Genomic DNA, 14,005 nt, shown 5'->3' on the forward strand with positions numbered 1-14,005 from the left:
GAGATGGACGCATTGCCACTGGTGGCACTGGTCGCGGCCAGTGCGGCGACAGCCGGTCTGGCTCGCCGGACGCCGGTGCCGGCCCCCCTGCTGCTGGTGGCCCTCGGGCTGATCGGCGCCTACCTGCCCGGGGTGCCGGAGTACACGCTGGACGCGCACATCGTGCTGCCGCTCCTGCTGCCGCCGCTGCTCTACACGGCGGCCGTGGACAGTTCCTACCTGGACCTGCGGGCCAATATCCGCCCCGTCGCCCTGCTCTCCGTCGGCTACGTGCTGTTCGCCACCGTCGCGGTGGGCTGGCTCGCGTACCGGCTGGTGCCCGAGCTGCCGCTCACGGCGGCACTGGTGCTGGGCGCCGTGATCGCCCCGCCGGACGCCGTCACCGCCGCGGCCATCGCCCGCCGGGTCGGCCTGCCCGCCCGGGTCACGACGATCCTGCAGGGCGAATCCCTGGTGAACGACGCCACCGCGATCACCGCCTACAAGGTGGCGCTCGCCGCGGCCGTGGGCGAGGGCATGAGCTGGGGCGCCGGGATCGGCGAGTTCCTGCTGGCCTCGGTCGGCGGGGTGGGGGTCGGCCTGGTCCTCATGGTGCCGCTGCACTGGCTCCGCACCCACCTCAGGGAGCCCCTGCTCCAGAACACCCTGTCGCTCCTGATCCCGTTCGTGGCGTACGCCGCCGCCGAACGCGTGCACGCCTCCGGAGTGCTCGCCGTCGTCGTGGTCGCGCTCTATCTGGGCCACCGCTCCTGGCAGGTCGACTTCGCCACCAGACTCCAGGAGGCCGCCGTCTGGAAGATGGTCGCGTTCATCCTGGAGTCCGCCGTCTTCGCCCTGATCGGTCTCCAGCTGCCCTTCGTGCTGAAGGGGCTCGGTACGTACGCCGTGACCGAGGCCCTCTGGTACGCGGTGGCGGTGTTCCTCGCGGTCGTCGTGGTCCGGTTCGTCTGGGTCTATCCGGCGACCTATGTGCCACGCCTGCTGTCGAAACGCATCAGGGAACGCGAGCCCGAGACCAACTGGACCTCGCCGCTGATCGTCGGCTGGGCCGGGATGCGCGGCGTCGTCTCACTCGCCATCGCCTTCTCCATCCCCATGGTCACGAGCGACGGCGAGGCGTTCCCGGCGCGCAACCTCGTGCTGTTCCTGACGTTCACCACGGTCATCGGCACCCTGGTCGTCCAGGGGCTCACCCTGCCGGTCATGGTGAAGGTCCTGAAGCTTCCGGGCCGCGACCGGCAGGCCGAGACGCTCGCCGAGGCGCAGGCCCAGAGCACGGCGTCCGCGGCCGCGGAGGCGCGCCTGGAGGAACTGCTCACCGACCGGCGCAATCGCCTGCCCCAGCCGCTCACCGACCGGCTGCGCACGGTCCTGGAGCGCCGCCGCAACGCCGTCTGGGAGCGGCTCGGTGCGGCCAATCCGGTGACGGGGGAGTCGGCGGACGACACCTACAGGCGGCTGGCCGGCGAGATGATCGAGGCGGAGCGTGAGGTCTTCGTACGGCTGCGGGACGAGCGCAGCATCGACGACGAGATGATGCGGACCCTGCTCAGGCGCCTCGACCTGGAGGAGGCCGCGGCCTACCGGGAGGATGCGGACGGCTGATCCTCCAGGGGCTGGGGCGTGTGGTGAAAGTCCCGTCTGGCTCGCGACACCTGGCACGGCACCTCGCCGCGTTGTCGGGATCGCCCGAGTACGTCCGGTACGCGGGCGACCCTCCGCTTTGCGATGACCCGCCCGGACGCCGCGAGCCCCGCCCTCCGGGCGGACGACGCCACTTTCACCACACGCCCTGGTCCGGGCGGCCCGTGACGACGGCCGCGACGGCGGTTCCGGCGGGGAAGGCACCCTCCTCGGCCAGCGTGGTGAGCGCGTAGAGGAGTTTGGCCACATAGAGCCGTTCGACCGGCAGCCCGTGACGGTCCTCGAAGTCGTCGGCGAAGGCATGCAGCGCGGGGGTGGTGCGGGCGTACCCGCCGAAGTGGAAGCGGTCGTCGAGGGACCACGTGCCGGCGGGACCGCCGAACGCCTCCCGCTGGAGGTCCCGCACCGCGTCCCCCAGGAAGCCGCCGCGCAGCACCGGGATGCCGAGTGCGCGCTGCCCGGGTGCCAGTCCCGCGGCGAGTCCGGCGAGGGTGCCGCCGGTGCCGCAGGCCACCGCCGCCACGTCGACGGCTCCGCGCAGTTCACGGCCGAGCTCTGTGCAGCCCTGTGCGGCCGGAGCGTTGCTGCCGCCCTCCGGGATGACCTCGCACTCGCCGTGGGCGCTCAGCAGGGCGGCCAGGACCTGCGGATCGGCCTTGGCGCGGTAGGTCCGCCGGTCCACGAAGTGGAGCCGCATCCCGTCGGCCGCGCACCGGGCGAGCGACGGGTTGAGCGGGCGGTGGGCGAGTTCGTCTCCCCGGACGACGCCGACGGTGCGGAAGCCCAGCAGCCGGCCCGCTGCGGCGGTGGCCCGCAGGTGGTTGGAGTACGCGCCGCCGAAGGTCAGCACGGGGCGGCCGGCGGCGGCGCGGAGGTTCGGGGCGAGCTTGCGCCATTTGTTGCCCGGCAGGTCCGGGTGGATCAGGTCGTCGCGCTTGAGGAGCAGCGTCACGCCGTGCCGGGCGAAGCGCTCGTCCTCGGCCGGCTGCAGGGGCGAGGGGAGCACCGGCTGCAGGCGGGAGAGGCCGAGCGCGTCGGCGGGCACGGAGGACATGGCTCCATTGTGGCCGCGCCCCGGCCGGAGCGGGTGTCCGGCTACTTCAGCCGGTCGTGGATCCGCGCCCGCATGGTGGTCATCGAGAAGCCGAGCGGATCGACCTTTCCGGGCTGCCACTCCCGGTGGCCGATGACGGACCGGGAGGTCCAGTGGTGGTGGCGGCAGATCGCGGCCGCGACCTTCTCGATGGCTTCGAGCTGGACGGCGGGCCAGGGGTCCTTGCCGTCGCCGAGGTTCTCGCACTCGAAGCCGTAGAAGTGCCGGTTCCCGTCGGTGTTGGCCTCGTTGTCCGACGGCAGGCGCTTCTCCGCGACGACGGCGCGCAGCACGTCGTCGTCGCCGAGCCCGGCGTGGTTGGCCCGTCCGTAGCCGACCAGGTGGACCCGGCCGTCCTTGGCGATGACGCCGTGACACAGCGGCCCCGGCAGTGCGGGGTAGCCGTCGCGGCAGATCCGGACGGTCGCGGCGGTGCCGCTGGTGACGGTGTGATGGATCATCACGCCGTTGACCGGCCCCCAGGGGCCCTTGTGGTTGCGGTTGTGCGTGCGCCAGTCGCCGACCTGGACGACGGTGAGCCCTTCGTCCTTGAGGGCGTCGAGAAAGGTGCTCGCGGACATGGGTGAGGACATGACCGACTCCTTCGTGCGTGGGGGAGTTTGTCCGTACAGCGCTTGTACCCGACGGGAGGGGCCCCGGACCAGCCACGGGTGGAATCCGGGGCCCTGTTCGGGCGCTGTGCGAGCCGATCCGGTCAATTCCGCGAACACCGCCCGGGATCCGGGCGCGGCCGGGTGGCCGGGGCTGCCTCTCAGTCCTGGGCGAGCCACAGGTCGGGGCCGAACACCTCGTAGTGGATGTCGGCCGCCGGGACCCCCTTGGCGAGCAGCTGGGTGCGCACGGCCCGCATGAAGGGCAGCGGGCCGCAGAGGTAGGCGTGGGTCCCGGACGGGATCACCACACCGGTGAGGTCGACCCGGCCGGTGCGGTCCGCGGGGTGGCCGGGCTCGGGGGACTCGTACCAGAAGTGCGCCGATGCGTCCGGGAGACCGGCGGTGAACAGGGCGTGGTCGGCGCGCAGTGCGTGGTCGGCGGGAGAGCGGTCGCCGTGCACCACGGTCACCGGCGCGCGGTGACCGGCGTCCGCGAGGTGTTCCAGCATGGACAGCATCGGGGTGCAGCCGATGCCCGCGGAGGCGAGCAGGAGCGGGGCGTCGGCGGACTTCAGTACGAGGTCGCCGTACGGGGCCGAGACCCGGAGCCGGTCGCCGGCCCCGACCTCTGCGTGCAGGTGCCGCGAGACCTCGCCGTCGGGGGCCTCGTCGCCGTGCACGCGCTTGACGGTGAACGAGCGAACCGCCGAACCGGGCGCTGAGGAGAGGCTGTACTGGCGTATCTGGCGGGCGCCGTCGGGAAGTTCCACCTGCACGGACACGTACTGGCCGGGGTGGAAGGCGGGGGCGGGGGACCCGTCCGCGGGGCGGATCCGGAACGTGGCGACGTCCGCGGTCTCCTCGGTCCGGGAGACCACCTCCCAGTCGCGCCACACGTCACCGGCGACGACGCCCTGCTGCGCGTACAGCCGCTCCTCGATGGCGATCAGCGCGTTGGCCATCAGCCAGTAGACCTCGTCCCAGGCGGCCGCGACCTCGGGCGTCACCGCGTCGCCGAGCACCTCGGCGATGGCGGCGAACAGGTGTGTGTGCACGACGTCGTACTGGGCGGCCGTGACACCGAGCGAGGCGTGCTTGTGCGCGATGCGGCCGAGCATCACGTCGGGGCGGGTGTCCGGGTGTTCGACCAGCTGGGTCGCGAACGCGGCGATGGAACCGGCGAGAGCCTGGCGCTGAGTGCCGGAGGCCTGGTTCCCGCGGTTGAACAGGTCGCGCAGCAGCTCCGGATGGGCGTCGAACAGATTGCGGTAGAAGAGATCGGCGATGTCCCCGATGGCCGCGCCGACGGCGGGCAGGGTGGCACGGACGGTGGCGGTCGACGGCTCGGAGAGCATCGGTGACTCCTCGGATTCATAATTGGCATCTCAGATGCGTATTTAAGAGCAGTGTAGGAACCGGGCCGTCGGCCCGGTGTGGCGGGGGTGGTCAGTCGCCTGCCGGCGGCCTGCTGCTGATCCCGATCAGCAGGGGGCCGGTCGGCGAGGAGACCAGTTCGGCGACGGTCAGCGGGTCCAGTGAGGCGTAGAAGGCCTCCGAGGCCGCCCGCAGGGCGTTGCGCAGCCGGCAGGCGGACCGCAGGGGGCACGGGGTGGCGCCCTCGCACTCGACGACGTCGCCCGGGCCCTCCAGTTCGCGGACGAGCCCGCCGATGGAGGCGGAGCGCCCGGCCGGGGTGAGGGAGAGTCCGCCGCCGCGGCCCCGCCGCGCCTCGACCAGGCCGAGGTGCTGGAGGCGGGCCACGACCTTCGCGGCGTGGGTGTACGGCACCTGCATGGTCGCCGCCACCTCCCGGGTGGTCGGCGGATCCTCGCCCTCCACGACAGCGAGGCGCATCAGCACGCGCAACGCCACGTCCGTGAATCTCGTCAGCCGCATGCCGGTCACGGTAAGTGAATTTGCATTCCGTATGCAAATTATTCGACTCGGCGGGCGTCGCGCAGCGTTGTGCCCAACCCAAAGCCCGATTAGTCACACTCTTTTGTGTAATGGCGTGCCGAGTCCTCATGCTGAAAGGTTCTTCTCGCAGGTCAGCTGATGAATCGAGAGGACGACAGATGTCCGTTGGCGAAGAGGTTCAGAACGCGCAGGTGCCGCCGCAGCAGAGTCTTGGCACGGCAGCCGCGCGGAACCTCGCGACGACCACCAAGTCCGCTCCGCAGATGCAGGAGATCACCTCGCGGTGGCTGCTGAAGATGCTGCCGTGGGTCCAGGTGCAGGGCGGCACCTACCGGGTCAACCGCCGGCTGAGCTACTCGGTCGGGGACGGCCGGGTGACGTTCGTGCAGACCGGGGACCGGGTCTCGGTCATTCCGGCCGAGCTCGGTGAACTGCCGGCCCTGAGGGACTTCGGGGACGAGGAAGTCCTCGCCGAACTGGCCAGGAGGTGCGAGCAGCGCGAGATTTCCGCCGGCCAGCTCCTGGCGACGGCGGGAGAGGCGGCGGACCGGGTCTTCCTGCTGGCGCACGGAAAGGTCGAGAAGGTCGGCACCGGTCCCTACGGGGACGAGACGGTGCTCGGCGTCCACGCGGACGGGGCGTACTTCGGCGACCACTCCCTGATCGAGGGCGACGCCGTCTGGGAGTACACGGCCCGCGCCGTCACGGCGTGCACGGTTCTGACACTGAGCCGGGCCGATGTGCTCAACCTCGCCGAGCGGGCCGAATCGCTGAGCAGCCATCTCGCCGGGCTGCTCGCCATTCCGCAGCAGCGCACCAACAACTACGGCGAGGCGGAGATCGACCTGTCCGCGGGCCATGTCGGCGAGGCCGTCGTCCCGCACACGTACGTGGACTACGAGGCCGCGCCCCGCGAGTACGAACTGAGCGTCGCGCAGACCGTGCTGAAGGTCCACAGCAGGGTCGCCGACCTCTACAACCAGCCGATGAACCAGACCGAGCAGCAGTTGCGGCTCACGGTCGAGGCGCTGCGTGAGCGCCAGGAGCACGAGCTCATCAACAACCGGGAGTTCGGCCTGCTCAACAACTGCGACTACGGGCAGCGGCTCCAGCCGCACGACGGGGCGCCCACCCCCGACGACATGGACGAACTGCTGTCGCGCCGCCGCGGATCGAAGCTCTTCCTCGCCCACCCGCGGGCCATCGCCGCCTTCGGCCGGGAGTGCAACAAGCGCGGTCTGGTGCCGGAGAGCGTGGACGTCGGCGGACACCACGTGCCGGCCTGGCGCGGGGTCCCGATCTTCCCGTCCAACAAGATCCCGGTCACGGAAGCGCGCACCACGTCGATCATCTGTATGAGGACCGGCGAGGCCGAACAGGGCGTCATCGGCCTCCAGCAGACGGGCATCCCGGACGAGATCGAACCCAGCCTGTCGGTCCGCTTCATGGGGATCGACGAGCAGGCGATCATCTCCTACCTCGTGACGGCCTACTACTCCGCGGCCGTACTGGTCCCGGACGCCCTCGGTGTCCTGGAGAACGTCGAGGTCAGCCGCTGGCGGTGAGTCCACGGGGTCCCGGTCCCGCCGGGTCCGGGACCCCGTCGGCCGCAGCCGGCGCACCCACAGCAACCACCCACGTCCCCGGCCCCGGGGCGACAGCCACCGGGGCCGGGGGCGGCAACGACCGGGGTGACCGATTGACCATGACCCGTACCGACGCCGCCGCCACCGAGGGCAATGAGGCCGCGGCACTCCTGGAGTACACCCGGACCCTCGTCGATCCGCATCTGCGGGCCGCGGTCGCCTCGCTGCCGGGGTCGATCCGGCGCGTGGCGATGTACCACTTCGGCTGGGAGCACGCCGACGGCAGCCCCGCCGCGGGCGGCTCCGGAAAGGCGATCAGACCGGCGCTCGTCCTCGCCGCCACCAGGGCGCTCGGCGGTGACCCGAGGGAGGCCGTACGGGCGGCCGTCGCGGTGGAACTGGCCCATAACTTCACCCTGTTGCACGACGACGTCATCGACGAGGACCGCACCCGCCGGCACCGGGCCACGGCCTGGACGGTCTTCGGCATCCCGGACGCCGTCATCGCGGGTGACGCCATGCTCGCCCTCGCCCAGCGGCTCCTCGCCGAGGACGCCCGCTCGGTGTCGGCCCGCGCCTCGGCCCGGCTCTCCACCTGCGTCATCGAGCTGTGCGCGGGCCAGCAGGCGGACTGCGCCTTCGAGGAACGCGGACCGGACGAGGTCTCGCTGGACGAGTGCCTCACCATGGCGACGGCGAAGACGGGTGCGCTGCTCGGCTGCGCATGCGCGCTGGGTGCGCTCTACGCGGGCGTGGAGGAGCGTGCCGTGAGCGCGATGGACGGCTTCGGCAGGGAGGCCGGACTCGCCTTCCAGCTCATCGACGACCTGATCGGCATCTGGGGCGACCCCACCCAGACCGGGAAGCCGGTCGGCGCCGACCTCTCGGCCCACAAGAAGTCGCTGCCCGTCGTCGCGGCCCTGACCTCGGGCACCCCGGCGGCGGCGGAGCTCGCCGCGCTCTACCGGGGCCCCATGAACACGTCCAGTGAGGTGAGCCGCGCTTCCGACGCCGTGGAGCGGGCGGGCGGCCGCGACTGGGCCCAGGCCGGTGCCGCGGATCGGATGGCCCGAGCGGTGCACCACCTGTCCCGGGCCGTGCCCGACCTGTCGGCGGCGGGCGACCTCCTGGCCCTGGCCGAGTTCGTCACGCGTCGGACGCACTGACTGACCGCAGGTTCCGCGCCATCGGAACGTAAGCCGCATGGGAGGGCGAGGGGAGAGCGCAAGGGGGTGCGAAGAAGGGGGGAGGGGGCGACGCGAGGAGGGGCAGGGGGCGAGCGCAGGGGAGGGCGCGAATGAGGGCGAAGGGAGAGCGCAAGGGGGTGTGACGAAGGGCGAGGGGAGAGCGCGGGGGAGGGTGCGAATGAGGGCGAGGGTGGAGCGGGGGAGAGGCCGGAGCGGATCGGGAATCGGTCGAGGTCACAGGGGCCGGGCGGCGAAGTGGAGGGCGGCAGGGGGAGTGTCCGAGCCACGGGCTACAGTCCGTGCCCATGACAGATGAGTCGTGGGCAGGGTGGTACCGGGACCGGCAGGGCTCCGATGCCGTCATCCTCACCACCGACGGACAGCAACTCCGGCTTCGCATCCGGGGCGTGGATTTCGAGGGCGAGAGCTTCGACGGACTGTGCCCCGTGGCGGGCATGCCGCCGGAGAGCGGGATGTTCGCTCTCGCGGACGGGGCGCTCAACGACTGCGTCCTGGAATGGGACCTGCCGTTCCCCGTCACCGCGGACGGCGCAGCCCAGCAGGCCACGCTGAGCTGCCTGTTGTCGTTGCGCAGGCCCGACCCGTATCTCTATCTGGAGCTGCAGTACGGCGGTGCGGCCTTCCGGTCCCACCGGGCGGAGAGCGACTTCGGGGCGGCACTCGCCACCATCCAGCGGTCTCTTCCGCCAGGGATCCGGCTCCAGACGTGCATCGCCTGTGCCTTCTCCGACTACTTCCCGGCACCCGGTCGAGGCCTCTCCGGCGGCCTTGCCTGCTTCCGGGGGGCCAAGGAGGCCTACCGAGGGGCGACAGGCGAGGACGACCTCCTCGACCTGTGGGACCGGCGCAGCGGATTCGTCCAGGAGATCTGGAGCTGCCGGGAGTTCGAACCGCGCCCGGAGGCGGGCGCGGGCACCGGCCATCGCGGTGCGTTCCCGCTCGAAACGGCCTGACCGCACCAGAGGGCCGGCGCCTCTGCCTCTTCCCCCTCTCCTTCCCCTGCCCTTCTCCCTTCTCTCGCCCTGCCCCGAACCGCCTGATCCTCCGAACCGCCTGATCCTCCGAACCGGCTGATCCCCCGAACTCCCTGATCCCACGAACCACCTGGTTCCTCGAACCGGCCTGACGGAGTGACACCGTTGGGCCGGTTCTTCGTTGTTGTGGCCGCTCGGCGGCCGGCTAGGCCCGTTGCTCCTCCTGGTTCCGGGTCCGTCCCGCCCCGCTCGGCCCGCCCCTCCCAACCCTCCGATCTCCCAAGCCTCCGATCTCCCGAGCCCTTGACCGCGAGATTGCGAGATCGGCGCATTGCCGGGCCTCCATTGTTCTACTAACATGCAAACAATGGAGGTTTTGATGAACCGGAAGAACATCGGCCGCGCGGCTCTCACCGCTCTGCCGTTCCTGCTTGCCCTTGCCGTGGACCTCATCCTTTTCGCCACGCGTCGTGACCGGCTGCCCGCGCAGCTGGCCAGCCACTTCGTGGGCGACGGCCGGGCGAACGACTACGCCGGCCGGACCGCGTACGTCGTCGTCACCACGGTGCTGCTCGTCGGTATCGGCGCACTGTGGACCCTGATGGCCGCCGGGGGACGGTTCCGCGGCCGTGAGCTCCGCAGGGTGGTCGCCGGCGGATACGCCACCGCCGGGTTCCTGGGTTACCTGATGGCGGTGGTCCTGCTCGTCAACGTGGACGCCGCCCAGGATGCGCGGGGCCGCGCACAGGACGTCTCGTTTCCGATGTGGCACCTGGCCGCAGCGCTGGGGGTCGCGGTGCTCGCCTTCGGGGTCGGGCTGCTGTTCGCCGCGCTCCTTCCCGTACCGGAGCCGCCGGCGGACGGGTTGGACGGGGGCGGGGACGGGGGCGGCGAACGGATCGCGCTGGCTGCCGGGGAGGTCGCGGGGTGGGCGCGCAGCGCCGGGAACCGGTGGCTGCTGCCGGTGGCGTTCCTGGCCTGTGCGGGAGGGGTCGCGCTGCAGTTCACCGCGGGCTGGGTCGCCGCGGTTCCGGCTCTCCTGGTCGGAGTGCTCCTCGTGAGCTTCGCCCGTCCGTCCGTGGCCGTGGACCGGCGCGGGATCACCGTGTCCGGGATGCTGCCGTGGCCGCGCGTCCACGTGCCGCTCGACCGGATCGAGGCGGCGGCCAGCCGGGACATCAGGCCACTCGCCGAGTACGGAGGCTGGGGATACCGGATCCGGCCGGGACGCACAGGCGTCATGATCCGTTCCGGTGAGGGGATCGTCGCACGGCTGGCCGACGGCCGGGACTTCGCGGTGACGGTCGACGACTCGGCGACTGCTGCCGCGCTCCTCAACACGCTGATCGACCGGCGCCGGACGGGGCGCTGACCATGCTCTTCAGGGTCGACCCCACCTCCACCGTGCCGCTCGGCGACCAGATCGCGGCCTGTGTGCGCCGTGCCGTCGCCGACGGGGCGGTGGCCCCCGGTGAACGGCTGCCCGCCGCCCGGGCGCTCGCCGAATCGCTCGGCGTCAACGTGCACACCGCCCTGCGCGGCTATCAGCGGCTGCGCGAGGAAGGGCTGATCGAGCTGCGCCGCGGCCGCGGAGCGGTCGTCGCCGACGGCGCCTCCCCGCACCGCGCCAGGCTGCTGGAACGGGTGCGCGAGATGGTCGCCGAGGCGCGTGAACTCGGGATGACGGAGGACGAGCTGCTGACTCTGGTCCGTAGCCGGTTCACCGCCGGCTGACGTCCGCGGTCGCCTACGGCAGCCGTGAAGGGCCACCGCGTCCTGCGCGGTGGCCCTTCACGGTGCGGTCAGGACCCGCTACGGGCGAGCGCGGCCGCGAAGCCGTTCTGCCAGAGGTAGTTCACCTGGCTGCGCTCATTGGAGTTCGGATACGGATTGGTGCACGAGGGGCCGGGGCCCCCGCCGGACATCAGCTCGCTGCACGGGCCCGAATAGTGGTCCGGCAGGCCGAGGACGTGCCCGGTCTCGTGGGTCGTGACGCGGGTGGAGTCGTACTGCTGGTTCTGCGCGTAGTCCAGGAAGATGTAGCCGTTGCCGTGACCGTCGGTGCTCGCGTACGAGCCGCTCGGGTCGTTGCCCTCGTAGTACGAGAAGTCGGCGTTGGAGCCCTCCTGCAGCCGGACGTTGGAGACCGAGCTGTTCCAGATCTGCGCGCTGTTGGATATCTCCGTGCGGAAGCTCGGCGCGTTGGCGGTGCTGTAGACGATGGTGACGGCCTGCACGCCCGGCTGGGCGGCGCGCTTCTCCGCCACCGACTTCGCCACCGCCTCGAAGAACGCCTTGTTGGCGGCCGCGCTCTCGTGCGATCCGGAGTGCGAGGTGTACGCGGAGTGGAGCGCCGAGGCGGATGTGGGGGGAGCGACCGGCGCCGGGGTGGCGGAGGCGATCGCGGGGGCGGTGCCCAGTGCGGCGGCGAGGCCGAAGCCGAGGCCGATCACGGCCGACATGACGGTCCTGGGGTGTCTCATGGGGGGTCTCCTGCCGGTTACCTGCCAGGGGGGACCCCGTCCGGTCAGCGGACACGGACGGGGGTGGTACGCAGCGAGTGTCGGGGAATGAGGCGCCGCGCGGATGATGCCAACCGGCGATAGCGCCGCCCTATCGCCCCTTCGGGCCCCATGAGCGCACGCCTGATGTACGCCGCCCCAACAGTCGCTGAATTGAAGGCATTTGATGGGGTTCCGGCATCTGGTGCGGTACGACTCCGCCGCCCTACCCTCAGCAGCATGGAGCTTGAGGTGAGGCACCTCAGGGCGCTGTGCGCCATCGCCGAGACCGGCAGCCTGCACCGGGCGGCCCGCAGACTGGGTGTCAGCCAGCCCTCGCTCACCACTCAGCTGCGCCGGATCGAGAACGCCCTGGGCGCCGAACTGTTCAGCCGTGAACGCACCGGCTGCCGCCCCACCCTGCTGGGCAGCGCCGTCCTCAGCAGGGCCCGCCCCCTCGTCGACGGCATGAGCGCGCTGGTCACCGACGCGAAGGCGGAGGCGGACGCGGCCGGGGCCGGCGGGCCGCACCTGCGGATCGGCTGCACAGCCAGCCGGGTCGTCGGCGGCTGGCTGCGCGGACTGCGGCTCAGGCTGCCCGGCACGGACATCTCGCTGCGGGTCGACGTGTCGGCCGGCGCGCTCCTGCGTGCGGTCGGGGAGGGCCGGCTCGACGTCGCCTTCGTGCACGAGGTGGAGGGCTGCCCGCTGTCCGTCCCCGACGGCCTGGACCAGCGCGTTCTGCTGGACCGTGAACCGCAGTTCATCTCCATGGCCCGCGATCATCCGGCTGCCGCGCTGCCCGTCGTCGACCTGGCCGACCTGGCCGCCGACCGATGGATGGTCGACCCCACGGTGGACGGCGAATGGGAAGGTCTGCGCCGGGTGTTCGGTGCCGCGGGGGTCGCGCCGACCGTACTGCACGGCGACTACCTCACCGCCGCATCGCTCGTCGTCCTCGGTGAGGCGGTGGCGCCGTGCCAGCCCACCTCGGGCCCCCGCGACGACATGGCGATCCGCCCGCTGCGCGACGACCCGCTCGCCGTCCGGCTGCTCCTGGTCTCCCGGCCGGGCGCCGACATGACGGTGGTGTACGGCGAACTGGAGGCCGCTTACCGCGAGGCGGCCCAGCGTGCGGCCGGATATCACCAGTGGCTGGTGCGCCACCGCAGCCCGCTCGCCCGGAGCTGAGCGCGCCGCCGCCCCGGGGCGCGAGGGGGCGCATCGTGCCGCTCGGGCGCGCCAAAGCCCTGCGGGTCGGGGAGCCGCATCGTGCCGCTCGGGCGCGCCGCCGCCCCGGGGCGCGGGGAGCCGTGTCGCGCCGCCCGGACGCCGAATCGCTGCTCTCCGGCGCCGCTTCGGGGCGATTCAGCCGAGAGCGAGGACCGTTCCGGTCCGGGGTGCGAGCGGGCAGAGTCGGGGCATGAGGCTTCTGATACTGGGTGGTACGGAATTTGTCGGCAGGGCCGTCACCGAGGCCGCGCTGGCACGCGGGTGGGAGATCACGGTGTTCCACCGCGGTCGTCACGCACCCCCGCCCGGAGTGGCCGAGCTGCTCGGCGACCGCACCGTGGAGGGCGGTCTCGCCGCGCTCGCCGGGGTCGCCGAGCCGGGCGACGGCACCTTCACCTGGGACCTGGTGGTCGACACCTGGAGCGGCGCGCCCTCGGCCGTGCGGGACGCCGCCCGGCTGCTCGCCGGCCGGGCCGCGCGCTACACGTACGTCTCCAGCCGGTCGGTGTACGACTACCCGGCCCCGGCGGGCCTGCCCGAGGACGGTCCGCTGGTGGAGGGCGCCTCGCCGGACGCCGGGGGCGACGTCTCGTACGCCCTGGCCAAGCGCGGTGGTGAACTGGCCGTGCTGGACGCCTTCGGGGACCGGGCGCTCCTCGCCCGGGCCGGGTTGATCATCGGCCCCTGGGAGAACGTCGGCAGACTGCCGTGGTGGCTGACGCGGATCGCCCGGGGCGGCCCCGTGCTCGCGCCCGGCACACCGGACCTGGACCTGCAGTACATCGACGTGCGCGACCTCGCCGAATGGCTGCTGGATGCCCCCGGGAGGGGGCTGGCCGGGCCGTACAACCTGGTCAGCCGCCCCGGGCACACCACGATGGGTGGTCTGTTGAACGCCTGTGTGCGCGCCACCGGTTCCGATGCCGAGCTGCGCTGGACCGACGCGGACCGGATCCTCGCGGCGGGCGTCGAGCCCTGGACGGGGCTGCCGGTCTGGCTGCCGCCGGGGGAGCTGTACGACACCCTCCACCAGGGAGATGTCAGCCGGGCGCACGGAGCGGGGCTGCGCTGCCGCCCGGTCGAGGAGACCGTCGCCGACACCTGGGCCTGGCTGTGCGACATCGGCGGTACGGCGCCGCACCGCGCCGACCGGCCGCTGAAGGGTGTCGACCCGGCGACCGAGGCCAAGCTGCTGGAGGGCTGACGCCAACGGCCCCGGAGAGGCGGCACACGGC

The 14,005-nt window shown here is 72.1% G+C and carries 13 protein-coding genes; 8 read left to right on the forward strand and 5 right to left on the reverse strand.

What is annotated here, in order from left to right; genetic code table 11:
* The first annotated feature begins 3 nt into the window (after positions 1–3).
* Positions 4–1,605: a Na+/H+ antiporter gene (locus ACGFZA_RS04190; RefSeq protein WP_385275278.1), complete on the forward strand. Its 1,602-nt coding sequence runs from the start codon at positions 4–6 to the stop codon at positions 1,603–1,605.
* A gap of 175 nt (positions 1,606–1,780) precedes the next feature.
* Here the strand turns inward: ACGFZA_RS04190 and ACGFZA_RS04195 are convergent, their stop codons facing one another.
* The 4 genes from ACGFZA_RS04195 to ACGFZA_RS04210 all read right to left on the reverse strand — a co-directional run bounded on the left by ACGFZA_RS04195 (position 1,781) and on the right by ACGFZA_RS04210 (position 5,247).
* On the reverse strand, positions 1,781–2,698 hold the full coding sequence (locus ACGFZA_RS04195; protein ID WP_385275281.1) for a 1-aminocyclopropane-1-carboxylate deaminase/D-cysteine desulfhydrase: 918 nt from the start codon (positions 2,696–2,698) through the stop codon (positions 1,781–1,783).
* 41 nt (positions 2,699–2,739) lie between these two features.
* Entirely contained in the window at positions 2,740–3,330 is a 591-nt protein-coding gene (locus tag ACGFZA_RS04200; RefSeq protein ID WP_385275284.1) for an N-acetylmuramoyl-L-alanine amidase, read from the reverse strand.
* Between the two features lie 179 nt (positions 3,331–3,509).
* The gene (locus ACGFZA_RS04205) at positions 3,510–4,706 is read right to left on the reverse strand and encodes a globin domain-containing protein (RefSeq protein WP_393676993.1); all 1,197 of its coding nucleotides are present in this window, start codon (positions 4,704–4,706) and stop codon (positions 3,510–3,512) included.
* A 91-nt stretch (positions 4,707–4,797) separates the two neighbouring features.
* Complete coding sequence (locus tag ACGFZA_RS04210) at positions 4,798–5,247, reverse strand: RrF2 family transcriptional regulator (protein ID WP_385275289.1); 450 nt, start codon at positions 5,245–5,247, stop codon at positions 4,798–4,800.
* Positions 5,248–5,426: 179 nt separating this feature from the next.
* On the opposite strand from ACGFZA_RS04210, the gene ACGFZA_RS04215 reads away from it, so the two are divergent.
* The 5 genes from ACGFZA_RS04215 (at position 5,427) to ACGFZA_RS04235 (ending at position 10,770) form a co-directional block, all read left to right on the forward strand.
* Positions 5,427–6,833 (forward strand): family 2B encapsulin nanocompartment shell protein, encoded by a 1,407-nt coding sequence (locus tag ACGFZA_RS04215; RefSeq protein WP_385275292.1) that lies wholly within the window; start codon positions 5,427–5,429, stop codon positions 6,831–6,833.
* A gap of 140 nt (positions 6,834–6,973) precedes the next feature.
* Entirely contained in the window at positions 6,974–8,020 is a 1,047-nt protein-coding gene (locus ACGFZA_RS04220) for a family 2 encapsulin nanocompartment cargo protein polyprenyl transferase (protein WP_393676996.1), read from the forward strand.
* A gap of 326 nt (positions 8,021–8,346) precedes the next feature.
* The gene (locus tag ACGFZA_RS04225; protein ID WP_385276325.1) at positions 8,347–9,015 is read left to right on the forward strand and encodes a DUF6304 family protein; all 669 of its coding nucleotides are present in this window, start codon (positions 8,347–8,349) and stop codon (positions 9,013–9,015) included.
* 400 nt (positions 9,016–9,415) lie between these two features.
* Complete coding sequence (locus ACGFZA_RS04230) at positions 9,416–10,408, forward strand: DUF1648 domain-containing protein (RefSeq protein ID WP_385276322.1); 993 nt, start codon at positions 9,416–9,418, stop codon at positions 10,406–10,408.
* Positions 10,409–10,410: 2 nt separating this feature from the next.
* Positions 10,411–10,770 (forward strand): GntR family transcriptional regulator, encoded by a 360-nt coding sequence (locus tag ACGFZA_RS04235; protein ID WP_385276319.1) that lies wholly within the window; start codon positions 10,411–10,413, stop codon positions 10,768–10,770.
* A 68-nt stretch (positions 10,771–10,838) separates the two neighbouring features.
* Here ACGFZA_RS04235 and snpA read toward each other — a convergent pair whose 3' ends face one another.
* Positions 10,839–11,519 carry a snapalysin gene (gene snpA / locus ACGFZA_RS04240; RefSeq protein WP_385276316.1) on the reverse strand — a complete coding sequence of 227 codons (681 nt, stop codon included), beginning with the start codon at positions 11,517–11,519 and terminating at the stop codon, positions 10,839–10,841.
* A 258-nt stretch (positions 11,520–11,777) separates the two neighbouring features.
* Here snpA and ACGFZA_RS04245 point away from each other — a divergent pair, with 258 nt between their 5' ends.
* Positions 11,778–12,728, forward strand: a complete 951-nt coding sequence (locus ACGFZA_RS04245) for a LysR family transcriptional regulator (RefSeq protein WP_393677000.1) — start codon at positions 11,778–11,780, stop codon at positions 12,726–12,728.
* Positions 12,729–12,972: 244 nt separating this feature from the next.
* Positions 12,973–13,974 (forward strand): NAD-dependent epimerase/dehydratase family protein, encoded by a 1,002-nt coding sequence (locus ACGFZA_RS04250; protein WP_393677633.1) that lies wholly within the window; start codon positions 12,973–12,975, stop codon positions 13,972–13,974.
* The last annotated feature ends 31 nt before the right edge of the window (positions 13,975–14,005 follow it).

The organism is Streptomyces sp. NPDC048211 (genome assembly GCF_043202315.1).
Classification (GTDB): domain Bacteria; phylum Actinomycetota; class Actinomycetes; order Streptomycetales; family Streptomycetaceae; genus Streptomyces.